The sequence below is a fragment of the Paludibacterium sp. B53371 genome, from assembly GCF_018802765.1.
Lineage (GTDB): Bacteria > Pseudomonadota > Gammaproteobacteria > Burkholderiales > Chromobacteriaceae > Paludibacterium.
In genome coordinates this window covers 3,038,468-3,051,623 of sequence record NZ_CP069163.1, presented here as the reverse complement: position 1 = coordinate 3,051,623, position 13,156 = coordinate 3,038,468, and the positions used below count along the sequence as shown (strand labels likewise).

Genomic DNA, 13,156 nt, shown 5'->3' with positions numbered 1-13,156 from the left:
GGCTCCGGATACTCAGATCGGATTGATGATCAATCGTTGGCTTTGGTGCAGGACGTTCAGACTGTCATTGCCACGGCGCATGCTGTTGGCCGCTTCTGTCATGTAATCGCTTGCCTCGGATTGCAGGTCTCTGGCCTTGGCGTCCAGCTGTGAAATCAGAAATTGCAGGAACATCGAATCGTTGATGTCATCCTGGATCTGTTTACGTGTTTTGGCGCTGTTGAGATCGATCACCCCACTGGTGATCTGCTCGGCGGCAGGGGTCACGGCAAAAGTCGTGAACTTGGCCGCTTCCAGGTATGTCATGTTCTTGTCGATGCCGCGTAGCAGCTTGGCGAACTTGCCATCGCCCTGCATGAGTTTGGATCCCGTGCCGGCGCCCATGCCGGTGATGGCGCTGCCCAGGCTGAACAATTCAGAAAAGAGCGCAATCTTGCCGGCAATATCGGCGACCTTGTCATAGGTGGATTTATGGTTGGGGTCCACCAGCGCCAGGGTTTTCATCAATGACTTGACCAGCAGGGCGCCGGCAGTGACCAGGTCCGCAACCCCGCCGACAACATTGCCCACCAGAATCTTGGCGACGCCGATAATGGCGTGAACTGCGGTATTGATCCAGTTCAGGATGGCGCCGAAAATCCCACCCTTCTTGGCTTTTTTCTGATCGGCCAGCGCTTTGTCGATCTGATCACGCAGATCATCACACTGCTTGTAGCGCAGGCTGGCGATAACATCGTTGGATTTGTTCATGCCATCGATGTCAATCGCCGCCAATTCCATACTGTTGTCGTACATATTGCAGGAGATGGCCACCATCACCTTGTCGACGGGCATGAGCTGAATATCGTCGACACTGATCTTCTTGCCTTTGCCCTGAGCCTGCATTTTCTCCAGCAGCCCTTGCAGCAGACTGCGCAGATCGCTCAGCCGTGTACCGGTTTTCGGTGGCGGTAATTGATGCCAGCCCGGGCTGTCTGTCTTGCCCGTTGCGGCGGGTGGTGCGGGCGGTTCGGCGTCCTTGGGCGTATCAAGCCGGGATGGTTGAGACGGCAGGGCCTGATCCAGGACCGCGCCCAGGGCCAGATAGGCGTCTTCTACCGGATCAAAGTACTGCGACCGGATCTCCTGGCCGATCGGGGCGGTCTGGTCTGCAGATTCACTCTTGGGCAGAGCAGTGGTGCCGAGAGACGGCAAGTAAGCAATCGTGGTCATGTCGAGGTCTCCTTGGACGAGGCGCAAGCGCGCAATGCTTGCTCGATGTGTTGCCGCAGGGCGCGGTGTTCCGAGCGGTCCGCGCAACAACTCAGGGCGGCCTGATAGGCCTCGGCGGCGGCGTCAAACTGCTGTCTTCGCTGCAGGCATTCCCCGCTCAGCGCCGGCGGACGCGGATCGTCCAGCCGCAATGGCGCCGCCTGACTGAAGCTGTGTACCGCTTCTTCCAGCCGGTCCAGGCGCATGCAGGTCTGTCCCAGTGCCAGCCAATAGTCAAATTGCCAATGACTGAGACGGGTCAGCAGCGTCAGCCATTTGTAGGCGCTGGCATAGTCCTGTTGCCCAAACGCATTGCAGGCATGCAGATACAACTGGTCCAGCTCGCCTGGGTCGATATCCATCAGCGCTTGCAGGGTGACGCCGTTTTGCAGCAGATGTTGCAAGACTGCGGCACGGGAGTGATCAGGCATGCCGGCTCTCCTTGAAAGGCCAGGCATGCCAGAGCATGCCTGGCGCCATTACACGCCCATGTTGCGCACGATGGCGTCGAGCATGGTCTTGACGTTGTTCAGTGCCGTGGTCATGTTGCTGGAGGCCGTGGCATAGGTCTGCATCTGTTGCTGAGTCTTCATCTGGTCTTGCGAAGACAGGCTGCTGTACTGGTCCGAAGTGTTGTCCAGTGCCGACTGGATGCGGGTCAGCTGCTCCTTGTCGAGGTCCTTGCCATCCTCCTTGCCAATGGCTTTCAGATAGTCATCGATGGAGCCCGAGCCGCCGTCCCAGGTGATGACAACATCGTACTGCTCGTAGGTGTTCTTGACGTCAGAAGGCAGGTCAGCCGTGCTGTTGGCGTCAGTCATGCCATTGATGGTCGCGCCTAGGTTGGCCGAGGCCTGTTTGGTATTGGCGGCTTCCTGATTGTGTTGCTGGATCAGTTGCGATTGCAGGATGACCATCTGGCCGGCAAATTCCAGTACCGAGTTCATGGCTTCATAGAAGGCCATGACCGGGTTGAAGCTCTGGGCATTGATCAGGTCGGCCAGCGACGCATACTTCGTATCCTGTGCCGCTGAGACATCAGCGGTGTTGGTCGTGGGAGGATTGAACTGGCTGTCGCTGTAATACGGGGGAGTGACTTGCATGGCATAACTCCTGGTGGGTCAAATAAAAGAGCGGCGCGGCTTGTTTTTGCCGCTGGTGGCCGCCGTTGGGGAATCGGTGCCCGAAAGGGCGGACTTCATGGCCTGTGCCCGGGCGGTCAGCTTCTGCTGCTTGGGGCCAATTTCTTCCTTCATCAGCGAGCCCAGACGAACCAGGGTGTCGCGAGCCTTGGCGTCGGCCGGGGCTCGTTGTTCCAGCAGGCCGATTTCCTCCTTGATGCGTCTGGTCAGCGCCATTTGTTCGGCGAGCTGGGCCTTGAGTTGCAGCATCAGCTCGGTCATCTGCTCGAAAGGATTCGTTGTCGTTTTCATGAGATATCCGCCTCTGTTGATGTCATGCATCGTAGGCAGGTCGACCGGACCAAGCTGTTGTCTTTCCCCTTTGGCTTTGCGGAATCGACAACAGGCAGCCGGCCGGCCGGGAGGGGAAATTTCGGGATACACGCAAGCTGTGAAATAATTGCGCTTTCTATGAAGCGGCCGGCCTCTCTGCCCGCCGCCTCGCGGGCATCTGACGCCTTTTCATTCCTGCCCTGGATCACATGGATATCGAACTTAAAACCCTGACTGCGCGCCTGCTGGCGCATCGCGTGGTGAGTCGCAGCGATCCGCTGGCGCGCCGAGCGCTGCTGGATGACATTTTTCGCAACGAGCTGGATCGCCGTCTGGCCGAGGTCGGCTTGCGGCTGGTCGAGAACCCCTATGCCGAGCATATTGCGGTCGCCTTGCTGCCGCCGATGATCGAACCGGTATTCGGCGCCGGCGACAGTTGGGTCAATAACAATCTGGGTTTGCCGCGCGATGGCGTGGCCCTGCTGGTCATCCTGTGGGCACAGATCATCCTGCCCAAGCGCGAGCGACAAATTGCCCGGGTTGAAGCCGGCCGCGAAGGGCAGGGTGATATGTTCGGTGCGCAGAAGCCGGTGGAAACCGGCGAGACCGTTTCTACCGGGGTGTCGGAGGATGCGCTTTATGCCGACTTCGGCAAGGCGCTGGGCGGACGGACCCGTTTCAATGCCAACCTGGGGCGTCTGGCCAACCTGGGCTTTGTCATCCGGCGCAATCGCATGCTGCTGGAAGGGCCGATGCTGGATTTGATGATCGATTACAGCCAGATGGCGCCACGCATCATCGAAGGGGCGCTGGCCGATGTGCTTGGTCGCCGTCAGGCGCTGACGCCGCAGGCTGCAGATGACTCGGTGGAGGGCGACTGATGTTCCAGATGAAATCGGTAGAAATGGTGCACTGGGACTTCTGGCAGCGGCTGTCTGTGCCGCTCGATGCCCAGATTGTCACCATCATCGGGCCCAACGGCTCGGGCAAGACCACCCTGCTGGATGCCATGCGTACCCTGCTGGCGATCAAGTGTTCCGGCAAGCGCGACTACAAACGCTATGTGCGCAACAACCGCGAAGCCTTCGCCTTTCTGCGCGGGGTGGTGGATAACCCGCGCCGGTTGTCCGGCGGCCTTTATCCGACGCCCTTCTTTCCGATCGTCAGCGAGACCGTCACGCTGTTGTGCCGCATCCGCAAGCAGGGTGGCGACTGGGTGCGCCATTACGCCATCCTCGAGGGCGATGTGTCACTGGAGGAGGCCGAAGGGCGTGCGCAATGGCTGGGGGTGCAGGAATACCGACGCCAGCTGGAAGTCGCCGGTCTGACCTCGGCGGTGGCCGAGGTGCTGGCGCTGGAGCAGGGCGATACCGACAAGCTGACCGAGTACTCGCCGCGGCAACTGCTGGACCTGGTGTTTCAGGTGTTCGGCGACAAGGACGTGCTGGACAACTATCAGCGTGCCCGCGACGAGCAAAAAGCCACCGAGCTGGAACTGGAGGCCCTGACCCGTCAGGAGGAGGCGCTGGAGGCCCGGGCGGAAACCATGCGTGCCCGCGCCAACCGCTATGTCGAGTGGCGGCAGCTGGCCGAACGCATCGAGCTGATCCGCGATCAGGCGCTGCCGGTGCTGAGCCATCTGGACGCCCGGGCTGGCTTTGCCTCGCTGTGGCAGGGCTACCGCAGCCAGCTGCGCGCTCTGCGCGTGGCGGAGAAGGAGCACGGCGACAGTCTGGATCTGGTACAGAAGCTGCTGCAGGCCGAGCAAAGCGCTGCCGAAGCCCGCGAGGCGGCTGAAACGCAGCGTCAGCACCTGCAGGATCAGTTTGTCGCCCTGAAGGCCGAGGTGGCCGCGGTGCAGGGGCAGTTGAAAGAGCGTGACCGACTGCAGGCCCTGGCCGGCAAGCAGTATGGTGAAGATGCCGGCGCCCTGGCGCAGAAACTGGCGGCCTTGCGTGCTGACAGTGAAGCGGTGCGGGATGCCCTGCGTGCCATGAAGCAGCAGCGCAGCGAGATGAGCCAGCATGTCGAGGCGCTGGAGATCGGCCGCGGCCGGGCGCCGGATGAGGTGCGGCAGTTCCGCGCGGCATTGGATGAAGCCAATATCCGCCATTGCATGCTGTCGGAGATTGTCGAGGTGCTGGATGCCGGCTGGCAGGGCGCGGTCGAGGCGCTGCTGCGTCCCTACCGCCATGTGGTGTTGCTGGAGCGGGCAGAAGACCGGCGTGCCGCCTGGCAGCTGGCAGAGCGTTTGCGCTACCGTCACTTCCTGGTCCATGAGCGCGAGCAGGCCCCGAAGGCAAGGCCGGGCAGTGTGCTGGAAGTGCTGCGTTTTTCGGCGGCGGCGCCGGACTGGCTGTATCGCCAGCTGGGGCAGGTGACCAGGGTGGAGAACGTCGCGGCGGCCGAACAGGTCGACGGCGACTGGATTACCCGCGAAGGTTATTTCCGCGAGCGGCGCGGCGCACGGCATATCGGTGTGGCGCCGCACGAGTACGCGTTTGGCGAGGGGGCGCGTCAGTCGCGTCTGCTGGCGCTGCGCGAGTCGCTGCGGCAGCTCAACCAGCAGGTGCTGGCTCACGAGGAGCGGCTGGTGGCGCTGAGTGCCGAAGCGGCGGCGCTGGCCGAGTATCTCGGCGGCATGGATGCCATTGCCGCCCTGGATGCCCGCAGCGAAGAGTTTGCGGCCCTGGCGCAGCAATTGCTCGGCCTGCAGGAGGCCGTGGCAAGGTTGGGCGGACAGCTGGCAGAGGCCCAGCAGGAAAAATCGGCCGCCGACCAGCGCTATAGCGATGCCCGTCTGGCGCATGACCGGGTGTGCCAGCGCGAGCAGGATGGCCTGGCGCAACTGGCCGCATTGCGCGGCCAGGTCGATGGCAGCCGTCGTCAGGTCCGCCGCCTGCTGCTGGAGTTGCGCGAGGGGGCGGCCCGCCTGCCGGATGGGGCGCTGGCGCCCGCACGGGTCGAGGCCCTGCTGGACGAGTACGACAGTGCCGCCGATGCCCGTCATCAGCTCAACTATCTGCAGGAGCGTCTGCAAAGTGGTGACTGGGAAACCGACGAGACGGTGTTGTCGCTCAAGGACAAGCTGCTTGACGACCTGGCACAGCTGGCACGTGAGCATCAGCGCCGTCAGCAGGAAGTGGATCGTGCCAGTGCGCTGACCGGTGACGCCCGCGCCGCCTATATCAACAAGCTGCGTGCCACGGTGCGGGCCTATGGCCAGAATGTCCGCCGTCTGGGCGAGTTGGCCGGCATCGGCGTCGAGGTGGAGCTGCCGCAACTGGAGAATGACGATGCCGTGCTGGCACAGGCTGGTCTGGCCTTGCGCTTCAATTTCGACCAGAAGGGCATGATGGGCATGAATGACGGCGAGGCCTCCGGTGGTCAGCAGGTGATGAAATCGCTGATCCTGCTGATCGCCCTGATGATGGATGAAGCCAATCCGTCCGGCTTCGTGTTCATCGATGAGCCCTTCGCCCATCTGGATATCTTCAATATCGACCGGGTGGCGGGTTTCCTCAAGGCGACCGAGGCGCAGTATCTGATCACCACGCCGAACACCCACAATATCAATATTTTTGCGCCGTCCGAGCTGACGCTGGCGACGCGCAAGAAGCGGCCGGGCGAAGTCTGGGCCCCGCCGATCCTGCAGACCCGCCGCCGGGTGGATGGTCGCAGTGAGCACGCCGAAGGAGAGCGCTGATGGGGTATTCGATGCTGGCCATCGCGCTGGGTGGTTCGTTCGGGTGTCTGCTGCGCTGGGGGCTGGGGCTGCAGCTCAATCACCTGTTTCCGACTTTGCCGCTGGGGACGCTGGCGGCGAATTTGCTCGGCGGCTATCTGATCGGGGTGGCGGTCGCTTTCTTTGCCGGCCATCCCGAGTTGCCGCCGCAGTGGCGGCTGATGGTGATCACCGGCTTTCTCGGTGGCCTGACGACGTTTTCCACCTTTTCAGCCGAAACCACGACGCTGTTGCAACAGGGGCGACTCTGGTGGGCTTTCGGCGCCATCGCCTTGCATGTCAGCGGTTCGCTGCTCATGACGCTGCTGGGCATGGCCACGGTTCAGTCGCTGAAATAGTTTTTTGCGATAACCGTATTGGATAAAGGGTTGCTTTTTGCCGGGGGCGGCGCAAACTTCAGCAGATCACCACAACAAACTGAAGGATTGCGCAATGTCTACTGTTACGTTGAAGGGAAACCCGGTTGAAGTGGCGGGCTCCTTGCCGGCCAAGGGCCAGGCGGCGCCGGATTTCTCGCTGACGGCGGCTGATCTGTCCGATGTGTCGCTGGCGGCCTTTGCCGGCAAGAAGAAAATCCTCAATATCTTCCCCAGTGTCGATACCCCGACCTGCGCCACCTCGGTGCGCAAGTTCAATCAGCAAGCCTCGGATCGTGCCGATACCGTGGTGCTGTGCATTTCGGCCGACCTGCCGTTCGCCCAGCAACGTTTCTGCGGTGCCGAGGGACTGGAAAACGTCAAGAATCTGTCGACCTTCCGTCACCCTGAATTCCTGCAGAACTACGGTGTCAAGCTGGCCCAGGGGCCGCTGGCCGGGCTGTGTGCCCGTGCCGTGGTGGTGCTGGATGCCGATAACCGCGTGCTGCATGCCGAGCTGGTGAGCGAAATCGCCAATGAGCCGGACTATGCCGCTGCGCTGGCCGTGCTGTAAGGACTGACTGACTGTATCAGGCCGCTCACCGGGTCACCGTGAGCGGCTTTGTCATTGGCGGCGGCGAATGACCACCGTGCCGGCAAGTTTGTCATGCAGGGATTGTTTGCGCCGGTCAATGATCACCCAGGCGTGGCCCAGACCGAGCGTCAGATAGGACAGGAGGCAGGCCAGGGTCCGCAGCCAGGCCTGGCGCTGGGTCAGGGTGGCGCCGGTGCGGGCGTCCACGACTTCGGCGCGCAGCAGGTATTTGCCTGGCGTGGCCCGGATGCGGGTCAGAAAAAACACCGTCAGAACGGCGGGCAACAACCAGCGAGCGACCGCCATGACCAGCAAGGGTAACTGATGACGCCAGCAGGCCAGCTCGCTGCCACAGGCCAGCAGCCCGTGCCAGCTCAGCCCGGCGACCGGCCAGGCCCAGGCCATCAGACTGGTCAGCGCCAGCACCAGCAGCTTGTCGACAGACCAGGCGCAGGCTCGCGGCACAAAACCGACGTATTCAACTTCTTGTGTCATCGGAGGTTCGCCAGGGAGAGGGAAGGCCGGGTCAGCCTACCCGGCCTGTGTTGCAGGATTATTCAGTCCGGTCGGCAGCCAGGCTGGCCTGATGCTTGGCGGCCAGGCGCTGATAGTGCTCCGCCGAGTAGCGGAAATAGGCGATCTCTTCGGCGCTGAGCGGGCGTACGGCCTTGACCGGGTTGCCCAGGTAGAGATAGCCGGACTTGAGATGCTTGCCGGGCGGAACCAGTGAGCCGGCGCCGATCAGCACATGTTTTTCAATCACAGCCCGGTCGAGGACGATGCTGCCGATGCCGATCAGCACCTCGTCACCGATGGTGCAGCCATGCAGCGTGACGTGATGGCCGATGGTGACGTGCTCGCCAATGATCAGCGGGGCACCCTCGGGATCATCGCTGCGTTTGTGGGTGACGTGCAGCATGGCGAAATCCTGGATATTGCTGCCGGTACCGATGCGGATGTGATTGACGTCACCGCGCAGCACCGCGCAGGGCCAGACCGAGCTGCCCGCCGCGAGGCTGACATCGCCGATGACCACGGCGGCCGGATCAATGTGACTGCTGGGATCAATCTGCGGCCGGATGCCGTCGTAAGATCGGATATTGTGATTCATGGCCTCGGTCCTCATATTCGCTGATAGTGCCAAGCGGCATATCATACCCAAATCATGGTAAAAGGAATGCCAAAACAATGACAGCCAATCCGCTTCTTGATTTCACCGATCTGCCACGCTTCGGCGAGATCAAGCCCGAACACGTGACGCCCGCCGTGGAAGCCCTGCTGGCCGAGGCGCGCGAAACGGTGGCACGTCTGACCGCTGATGCCCAGTCCCCGACCTGGGAGAACTTTGTCGAGCCGCTTGATGAAGTCATCGAACGCCTGTCGCGCTGCTGGGGGGTGGTCGGCCATCTGAATGCCGTGGTGAATACCCCGGCACTGCGCGAAGTGTATAACGCCAATATTCCGCAGTTGTCGGCGTTCTGGACCGAGCTGGGGCAGAACCTGGCCCTGTATGCCCGCTTCAAGGCACTGTGCGACCAGCCTGCCTATGCCGCCTACAACCCGGCGCGCAAGCGCATCATCGAAAACAATCTGCGTGACTTCAAGCTGTCCGGTGCCGAGCTGCCGGATGCCGACAAGGTCCGCTTTGCCGGGGTGCAAAGCCGCCTGGCCGAGCTGTCGGCCCGCTTTGAAGAGAACGTGCTGGATGCCACCGACGGATTCAGTCTCTATCTGGACGATGCCAGCCAGCTGGCCGGCCTGCCCGAGGATGTTTGCGCCATGCTGGCGGCCTGGGCTGCCCAGGAGGGCAAGACCGGTTACAAACTGACCTTGCAGTTCCCCTGCTATCTGCCGGTGATGCAGTATGCCGAGGACGGCGCCTTGCGCCATGCACTCTACGATGCCTATGTGCAGCGCGCCTCCGAGTTCGGTCCGGCCGAACAGGACAATACCCCGGTGATGCGCGAGAAACTGCAGCTCAATCGCGAAGAGGCGCAGCTGCTGGGCTTTGCCAATTACGCCGAACTGTCGCTTTACACCAAGATGGCGGAGAGCCCGGCTCAGGTGATTGCCTTCCTGCGTGACCTGGCGTCGCGTGCCCGGCCGTTCGCCCTGCGCGATCGTGCCGAGCTGGAAGCCTTTGCCCGCGAGGAACTGGGCATGGATCACCTGGAAGCCTGGGACCTGGCCTATGTCTCCGAGAAGTTGCGCGTGGCGCGTTACGCCTTCTCCGACCAGGAGGTGAAGCAGTACTTCCCCGAGCCCAAGGTGCTGTCCGGTCTGTTCCGGGTGGTGAATACCCTGTTTGGCATTGAGGTGCGTCAGGCCTCGGCCGAGGTGTGGCATCCGGAGGTGCGCTATTACGAGATCCTGCGTCAGGGCCGGGTGATCGGCAGCTTCTACTTTGATCTGTATGCCCGCGAAGGCAAGCGGCCGGGTGCCTGGATGGACGATGCCCGGGCGCGCTGCGTCAAGGCGGGGGTCGTGCAGACCCCGGTCGCCTTCCTGACCTGCAACTTCAGCAGCCCGATCGGCGACAAGCCTGCCCTGTTTACCCACGATGAGGTGATCACGCTGTTCCACGAGTTTGGTCATGGCCTGCACCATATGCTGACCGAGGTCGATGAGTTATCGGTCTCGGGCATCAAGGGCGTGGAGTGGGATGCGGTCGAGCTGCCCTCGCAGTTCATGGAGAACTTCTGCTGGGAGTGGGAGGTGCTGGGCGGGATGAGTGCCCATGTTGACACGGGCGAGCCGCTGCCGCGGGCCCTGTTTGACAAAATGCTGGCCGCACGCAACTTCCAGTCCGGCATGCAGACGGTGCGACAACTCGAGTTCTCGCTGTTCGACATGCTGCTCTATAGCGATTTTGATGCCGACCAGGGGGACTGGCTGGCCCTGCTGGATCAGGTCCGCCAGGAGGTGGCGGTTAACTTTCCGCCGGCCTACAACCGCTTCCCCAACAGCTTCAGCCATATCTTTGCCGGGGGTTACGCTGCAGGCTACTACAGCTATAAGTGGGCCGAAGTGCTGTCGGCGGATGCCTACAGTGCCTTTGAGGAGGCCGGGGGTGCCAATGCGGTCACCGGGGCGCATTTCTGGCGTGAAATCCTGTCGGTAGGCGGCTCCCGCCCGGCGATGGAGTCGTTCCGGGCGTTCCGCGGCCGTGATCCGCAGATCGATGCCCTGCTGCGTCATTCCGGCATGGTGGAAGATTTGCTCAGAACCGGGAACTAATCTTGATCAGAAATTTCAAACTATCTGTTGTGTAACCAACAGCAGCGAGCTTGGACGTAAAAGTCTTCCCAAGGACTCAGACCGTCGCCCCCGTGTCATGCGGGGGCATTTTTTTTGCGCATGGCTGGTAACGTGATCCAACAGCGTGCAGGCAGGGGGAGCGTGGGCGTCCACCGCGCTGTCCGCAGCCAGGGATCAACCGTCATGAAGTACGGCGATACCCACTGGCCAGGACGCGCAGGTGCGTTGATGCAGTGCTAGTCTTTACGGTTTGTGGGAAGCGGTGCGCCACGATCCGGGCGCGAATTGAACGACGGGGTGCGAACCGAGAACTCCGGCATGATCGGCGCCAGGGTGGAACGCGAAGAACGAGTGGTAGAGCTTTGGGTCTTGCTGGTATCGCGGGATCTAAGGGGAACAGACATGATGGTTCTCTGGTTACGAAGACAATTTCATTGTATGAACCGCCGGATTGTCTGACAACAACTATCCGTGATTTTTATGCAAAAGTAGTTTTGTATACAAAATACAAAACATATTTCATGCCTTTTGTTTCTGCAAGTAAATGAAAAACAAGGTAAAAATGAAATATCATTACAATTGGCTAATATACAATCGGCCAAATTTTTGTGTGGTGAAAATGTGCGCAGAGTGCACTTGCGCCGGCGTTTCTCAAGCGGTTCAGGCTTGCTTCCGGTCAAATCCGGACAGCATTTAGTCTGTATAATCAAACAATTATATTTTCGGTCATTGTGATGCTTTCCCTTGCGGTCCCTGCGCCATCGTCCCGTGCCCTGTTCCAGCTGGTCGTGGGTATCTTCTGCCTCGCCTTTTCGCCCATCCTGGTGCGCCTGACCGACGTTGGGCCGGTCGCGGCCGCCTTTTTCCGCTTGTTGCTGGCGCAGCCAGTGTTGCTGCTGTTGCTGATTCCGCGCATCACCAGCGGCGAATCGCTGGATTGCCCCTGGTGTGCGCGTTGGTGGGCATGGCTGTCCGGGGTGTTTCTGGCGCTGAATCTGGTGCTGTGGAACCAGTCGCTGACCATGATCAGCATCGCCAATGCCTCGCTGGTCGATAGTCTGGCGCCGCTGTTTATCACCTTGTTTGCGTGGTGGGGCATGGGAGAGCGCCCTTCGCGCCAGCTCGGCGTGGGCATGCTGCTGGCGGTGATCGGTACGGTGCTGCTGATTCTCGGCGAGGGCGGCGGCCTGTCGGGTCTGCAGGATCGTCATCTGCTGGCCGGCCATTTGGTCGCCTTGCTCGGCGCGCTGCTGTATGCCGCCTATTTCCTGGCGCTCAAGCAGGCCTTGCGCCGTGGGGCTTTTCCGCGAGTCATGCTGGCCAGCTGCATGGCGGCCACAGCCACACTGATTCCGCTGATGCTGTGGCGCGGCGGCAGTTGGTGGCCGCATGGCTGGGTGGCCTGGAGTGTGCTAGGGGCGATGGCCCTGCTCGTGCACTGTGCCGGCCAGGGACTGGTAGGCAAGGGGTTTGACCGCTTGCCGGCGGCAACAGCCTCGCTGATGTTGCTCACGCAACCGGTGGTCTCTGCCATCCTGGCCTGGGGCCTGTTCAGCGAGGCGCTGGGTGTGCTGCAGATTGCCGGTGCCGGTACGGTACTGGCCGGTGTCTGGTGGGGGGGCAAGAAGTCGGGCTGAGTCTGGCATTTTGCTTGAGCCAGCCCGCCTGGTTCATGCATCATGCCAGAGTCAATCGATTGCACATGGAGTTGTCTTGAAGCTTGCCACCTGGAACGTCAATTCTCTGAAAGTCCGTTTGCCGCATGTCCTGGAATGGCTCGCTGCCAATCCGGTGGATGTGCTGTGTCTGCAGGAGCTCAAGCTCGAGCAGGGGGCTTTTCCGCAGGCCGAGATCGAAGCGGCCGGCTACCGTGCCGCCTGGTTCGGTCAGAAGACCTATAACGGCGTTGCCATCCTGACAAGGCTGCCGCATGAGCCGCTGGCGGTGGTGTGCGGCATACCGGATTATCCGGACGTACAAAGTCGGGTCATTGCCGCCACGGTGGGTGAGGTGCGCGTGATCTGCGCCTATTTCGTCAATGGCGAATCGGTCGAGTCGGACAAATACCAGTACAAGCTTGCCTGGCTGGCGGCGCTGCAGCGTTATGTCGCCAGTGAAATGCAGGCCCATGCCGGCCGGGTCGTCTTGCTGGGCGACTTCAACATTGCCCCGGCGGATGCCGATGTGCATGATCCTGCCGCCTGGCAGGACAAGGTGCTGTGCTCTGAACCGGAACGTGCTGCCTTCGCGTCGCTGATCGCGCTGGGCATGACCGATGCCTTCCGGCATTTCCACCCGCAGGAGGTAGCCTATAGCTGGTGGGATTACCGTGCCGCCATGTTCCGCCGCAATCTCGGACTGCGTATCGACCACATTCTCTACGGGCAGGCGCTGGCGCAGAGGGCCAGGGATGCCGGCATCGACAAGACCCCGCGCGGCTGGGAGCGTCCCTCGGACCATGCGCCGGTCTGGCTGACGCTCGACGACGCTCATTGAA

Annotated in this window: 13 protein-coding genes; 7 read left to right on the top strand and 6 right to left on the bottom strand. The window is 61.6% G+C overall.

Features of this window, described 5'->3' with window-relative positions; genetic code table 11:
* Window positions 1-12: 12 nt before the first annotated feature.
* Genes sctE through JNO51_RS14445 form a run of 4 tightly spaced genes read right to left on the bottom strand, consistent with a single transcriptional unit; the run spans window position 13 to window position 2,684 of the window.
* On the bottom strand, window positions 13-1,302 hold the full coding sequence (gene sctE / locus JNO51_RS14460) for a type III secretion system translocon subunit SctE (protein WP_215778597.1): 1,290 nt from the start codon (window positions 1,300-1,302) through the stop codon (window positions 13-15).
* Window positions 1,209-1,682, bottom strand: a complete 474-nt coding sequence (locus tag JNO51_RS14455; protein WP_215778595.1) for a hypothetical protein — start codon at window positions 1,680-1,682, stop codon at window positions 1,209-1,211. The genes sctE and JNO51_RS14455 overlap by 94 nt, the downstream gene beginning before the upstream one ends.
* Before the next feature lie 48 nt (window positions 1,683-1,730).
* Complete coding sequence (locus JNO51_RS14450; protein WP_215778593.1) at window positions 1,731-2,354, bottom strand: hypothetical protein; 624 nt, start codon at window positions 2,352-2,354, stop codon at window positions 1,731-1,733.
* 18 nt (window positions 2,355-2,372) lie between these two features.
* The gene (locus JNO51_RS14445) at window positions 2,373-2,684 is read right to left on the bottom strand and encodes a hypothetical protein (RefSeq protein WP_215778591.1); all 312 of its coding nucleotides are present in this window, start codon (window positions 2,682-2,684) and stop codon (window positions 2,373-2,375) included.
* A gap of 230 nt (window positions 2,685-2,914) precedes the next feature.
* Here JNO51_RS14445 and JNO51_RS14440 point away from each other — a divergent pair, with 230 nt between their 5' ends.
* The 4 genes from JNO51_RS14440 (at window position 2,915) to tpx (ending at window position 7,380) form a co-directional block, all read left to right on the top strand.
* Window positions 2,915-3,586: a hypothetical protein gene (locus tag JNO51_RS14440; protein ID WP_252346094.1), complete on the top strand. Its 672-nt coding sequence runs from the start codon at window positions 2,915-2,917 to the stop codon at window positions 3,584-3,586.
* A complete protein-coding gene (locus tag JNO51_RS14435) occupies window positions 3,586-6,411 on the top strand; it encodes an ATP-binding protein (protein WP_215778589.1) in 2,826 nt (941 codons plus the stop codon). Before JNO51_RS14440 ends, JNO51_RS14435 begins: the two co-directional genes overlap by 1 nt.
* Window positions 6,411-6,788: a fluoride efflux transporter CrcB gene (gene crcB, locus JNO51_RS14430; protein ID WP_215778586.1), complete on the top strand. Its 378-nt coding sequence runs from the start codon at window positions 6,411-6,413 to the stop codon at window positions 6,786-6,788. Before JNO51_RS14435 ends, crcB begins: the two co-directional genes overlap by 1 nt.
* A 94-nt stretch (window positions 6,789-6,882) precedes the next feature.
* Window positions 6,883-7,380 carry a thiol peroxidase gene (gene tpx, locus JNO51_RS14425; protein ID WP_215778584.1) on the top strand — a complete coding sequence of 166 codons (498 nt, stop codon included), beginning with the start codon at window positions 6,883-6,885 and terminating at the stop codon, window positions 7,378-7,380.
* A 51-nt stretch (window positions 7,381-7,431) separates the two neighbouring features.
* Here the strand turns inward: tpx and JNO51_RS14420 are convergent, their stop codons facing one another.
* Entirely contained in the window at window positions 7,432-7,896 is a 465-nt protein-coding gene (locus JNO51_RS14420) for an RDD family protein (RefSeq protein WP_215778581.1), read from the bottom strand.
* Window positions 7,897-7,954: 58 nt separating this feature from the next.
* The gene (locus JNO51_RS14415) at window positions 7,955-8,512 is read right to left on the bottom strand and encodes a gamma carbonic anhydrase family protein (RefSeq protein WP_215778579.1); all 558 of its coding nucleotides are present in this window, start codon (window positions 8,510-8,512) and stop codon (window positions 7,955-7,957) included.
* A 77-nt stretch (window positions 8,513-8,589) separates the two neighbouring features.
* On the opposite strand from JNO51_RS14415, the gene JNO51_RS14410 reads away from it, so the two are divergent.
* From JNO51_RS14410 to xth, 3 genes are all read left to right on the top strand, one after another.
* Window positions 8,590-10,638, top strand: a complete 2,049-nt coding sequence (locus tag JNO51_RS14410) for a M3 family metallopeptidase (protein ID WP_215778577.1) — start codon at window positions 8,590-8,592, stop codon at window positions 10,636-10,638.
* A 755-nt stretch (window positions 10,639-11,393) separates the two neighbouring features.
* The gene (locus JNO51_RS14405) at window positions 11,394-12,296 is read left to right on the top strand and encodes a DMT family transporter (RefSeq protein WP_215778575.1); all 903 of its coding nucleotides are present in this window, start codon (window positions 11,394-11,396) and stop codon (window positions 12,294-12,296) included.
* A gap of 76 nt (window positions 12,297-12,372) precedes the next feature.
* Window positions 12,373-13,155 carry an exodeoxyribonuclease III gene (gene xth, locus JNO51_RS14400; protein ID WP_215778573.1) on the top strand — a complete coding sequence of 261 codons (783 nt, stop codon included), beginning with the start codon at window positions 12,373-12,375 and terminating at the stop codon, window positions 13,153-13,155.
* Window position 13,156 lies beyond the last annotated feature (1 nt).

What these genes read in the sequence shown, in the direction of transcription:
- JNO51_RS14455 (WP_215778595.1), bottom strand. Translation starts at nt 1,682, where the DNA reads ATGCCTGATCACTCCCGTGCCGCAGTCTTGCAACATCTGCTGCAAAAC.
- JNO51_RS14450 (WP_215778593.1), bottom strand. Translation starts at nt 2,354, where the DNA reads ATGCAAGTCACTCCCCCGTATTACAGCGACAGCCAGTTCAATCCTCCC.
- JNO51_RS14445 (WP_215778591.1), bottom strand. Translation starts at nt 2,684, where the DNA reads ATGAAAACGACAACGAATCCTTTCGAGCAGATGACCGAGCTGATGCTG.
- JNO51_RS14440 (WP_252346094.1), top strand. Translation starts at nt 2,915, where the DNA reads ATGGATATCGAACTTAAAACCCTGACTGCGCGCCTGCTGGCGCATCGC.
- JNO51_RS14435 (WP_215778589.1), top strand. Translation starts at nt 3,586, where the DNA reads ATGTTCCAGATGAAATCGGTAGAAATGGTGCACTGGGACTTCTGGCAG.
- crcB (WP_215778586.1), top strand. Translation starts at nt 6,411, where the DNA reads ATGGGGTATTCGATGCTGGCCATCGCGCTGGGTGGTTCGTTCGGGTGT.
- tpx (WP_215778584.1), top strand. Translation starts at nt 6,883, where the DNA reads ATGTCTACTGTTACGTTGAAGGGAAACCCGGTTGAAGTGGCGGGCTCC.
- JNO51_RS14420 (WP_215778581.1), bottom strand. Translation starts at nt 7,896, where the DNA reads ATGACACAAGAAGTTGAATACGTCGGTTTTGTGCCGCGAGCCTGCGCC.
- JNO51_RS14415 (WP_215778579.1), bottom strand. Translation starts at nt 8,512, where the DNA reads ATGAATCACAATATCCGATCTTACGACGGCATCCGGCCGCAGATTGAT.
- JNO51_RS14410 (WP_215778577.1), top strand. Translation starts at nt 8,590, where the DNA reads ATGACAGCCAATCCGCTTCTTGATTTCACCGATCTGCCACGCTTCGGC.
- JNO51_RS14405 (WP_215778575.1), top strand. Translation starts at nt 11,394, where the DNA reads ATGCTTTCCCTTGCGGTCCCTGCGCCATCGTCCCGTGCCCTGTTCCAG.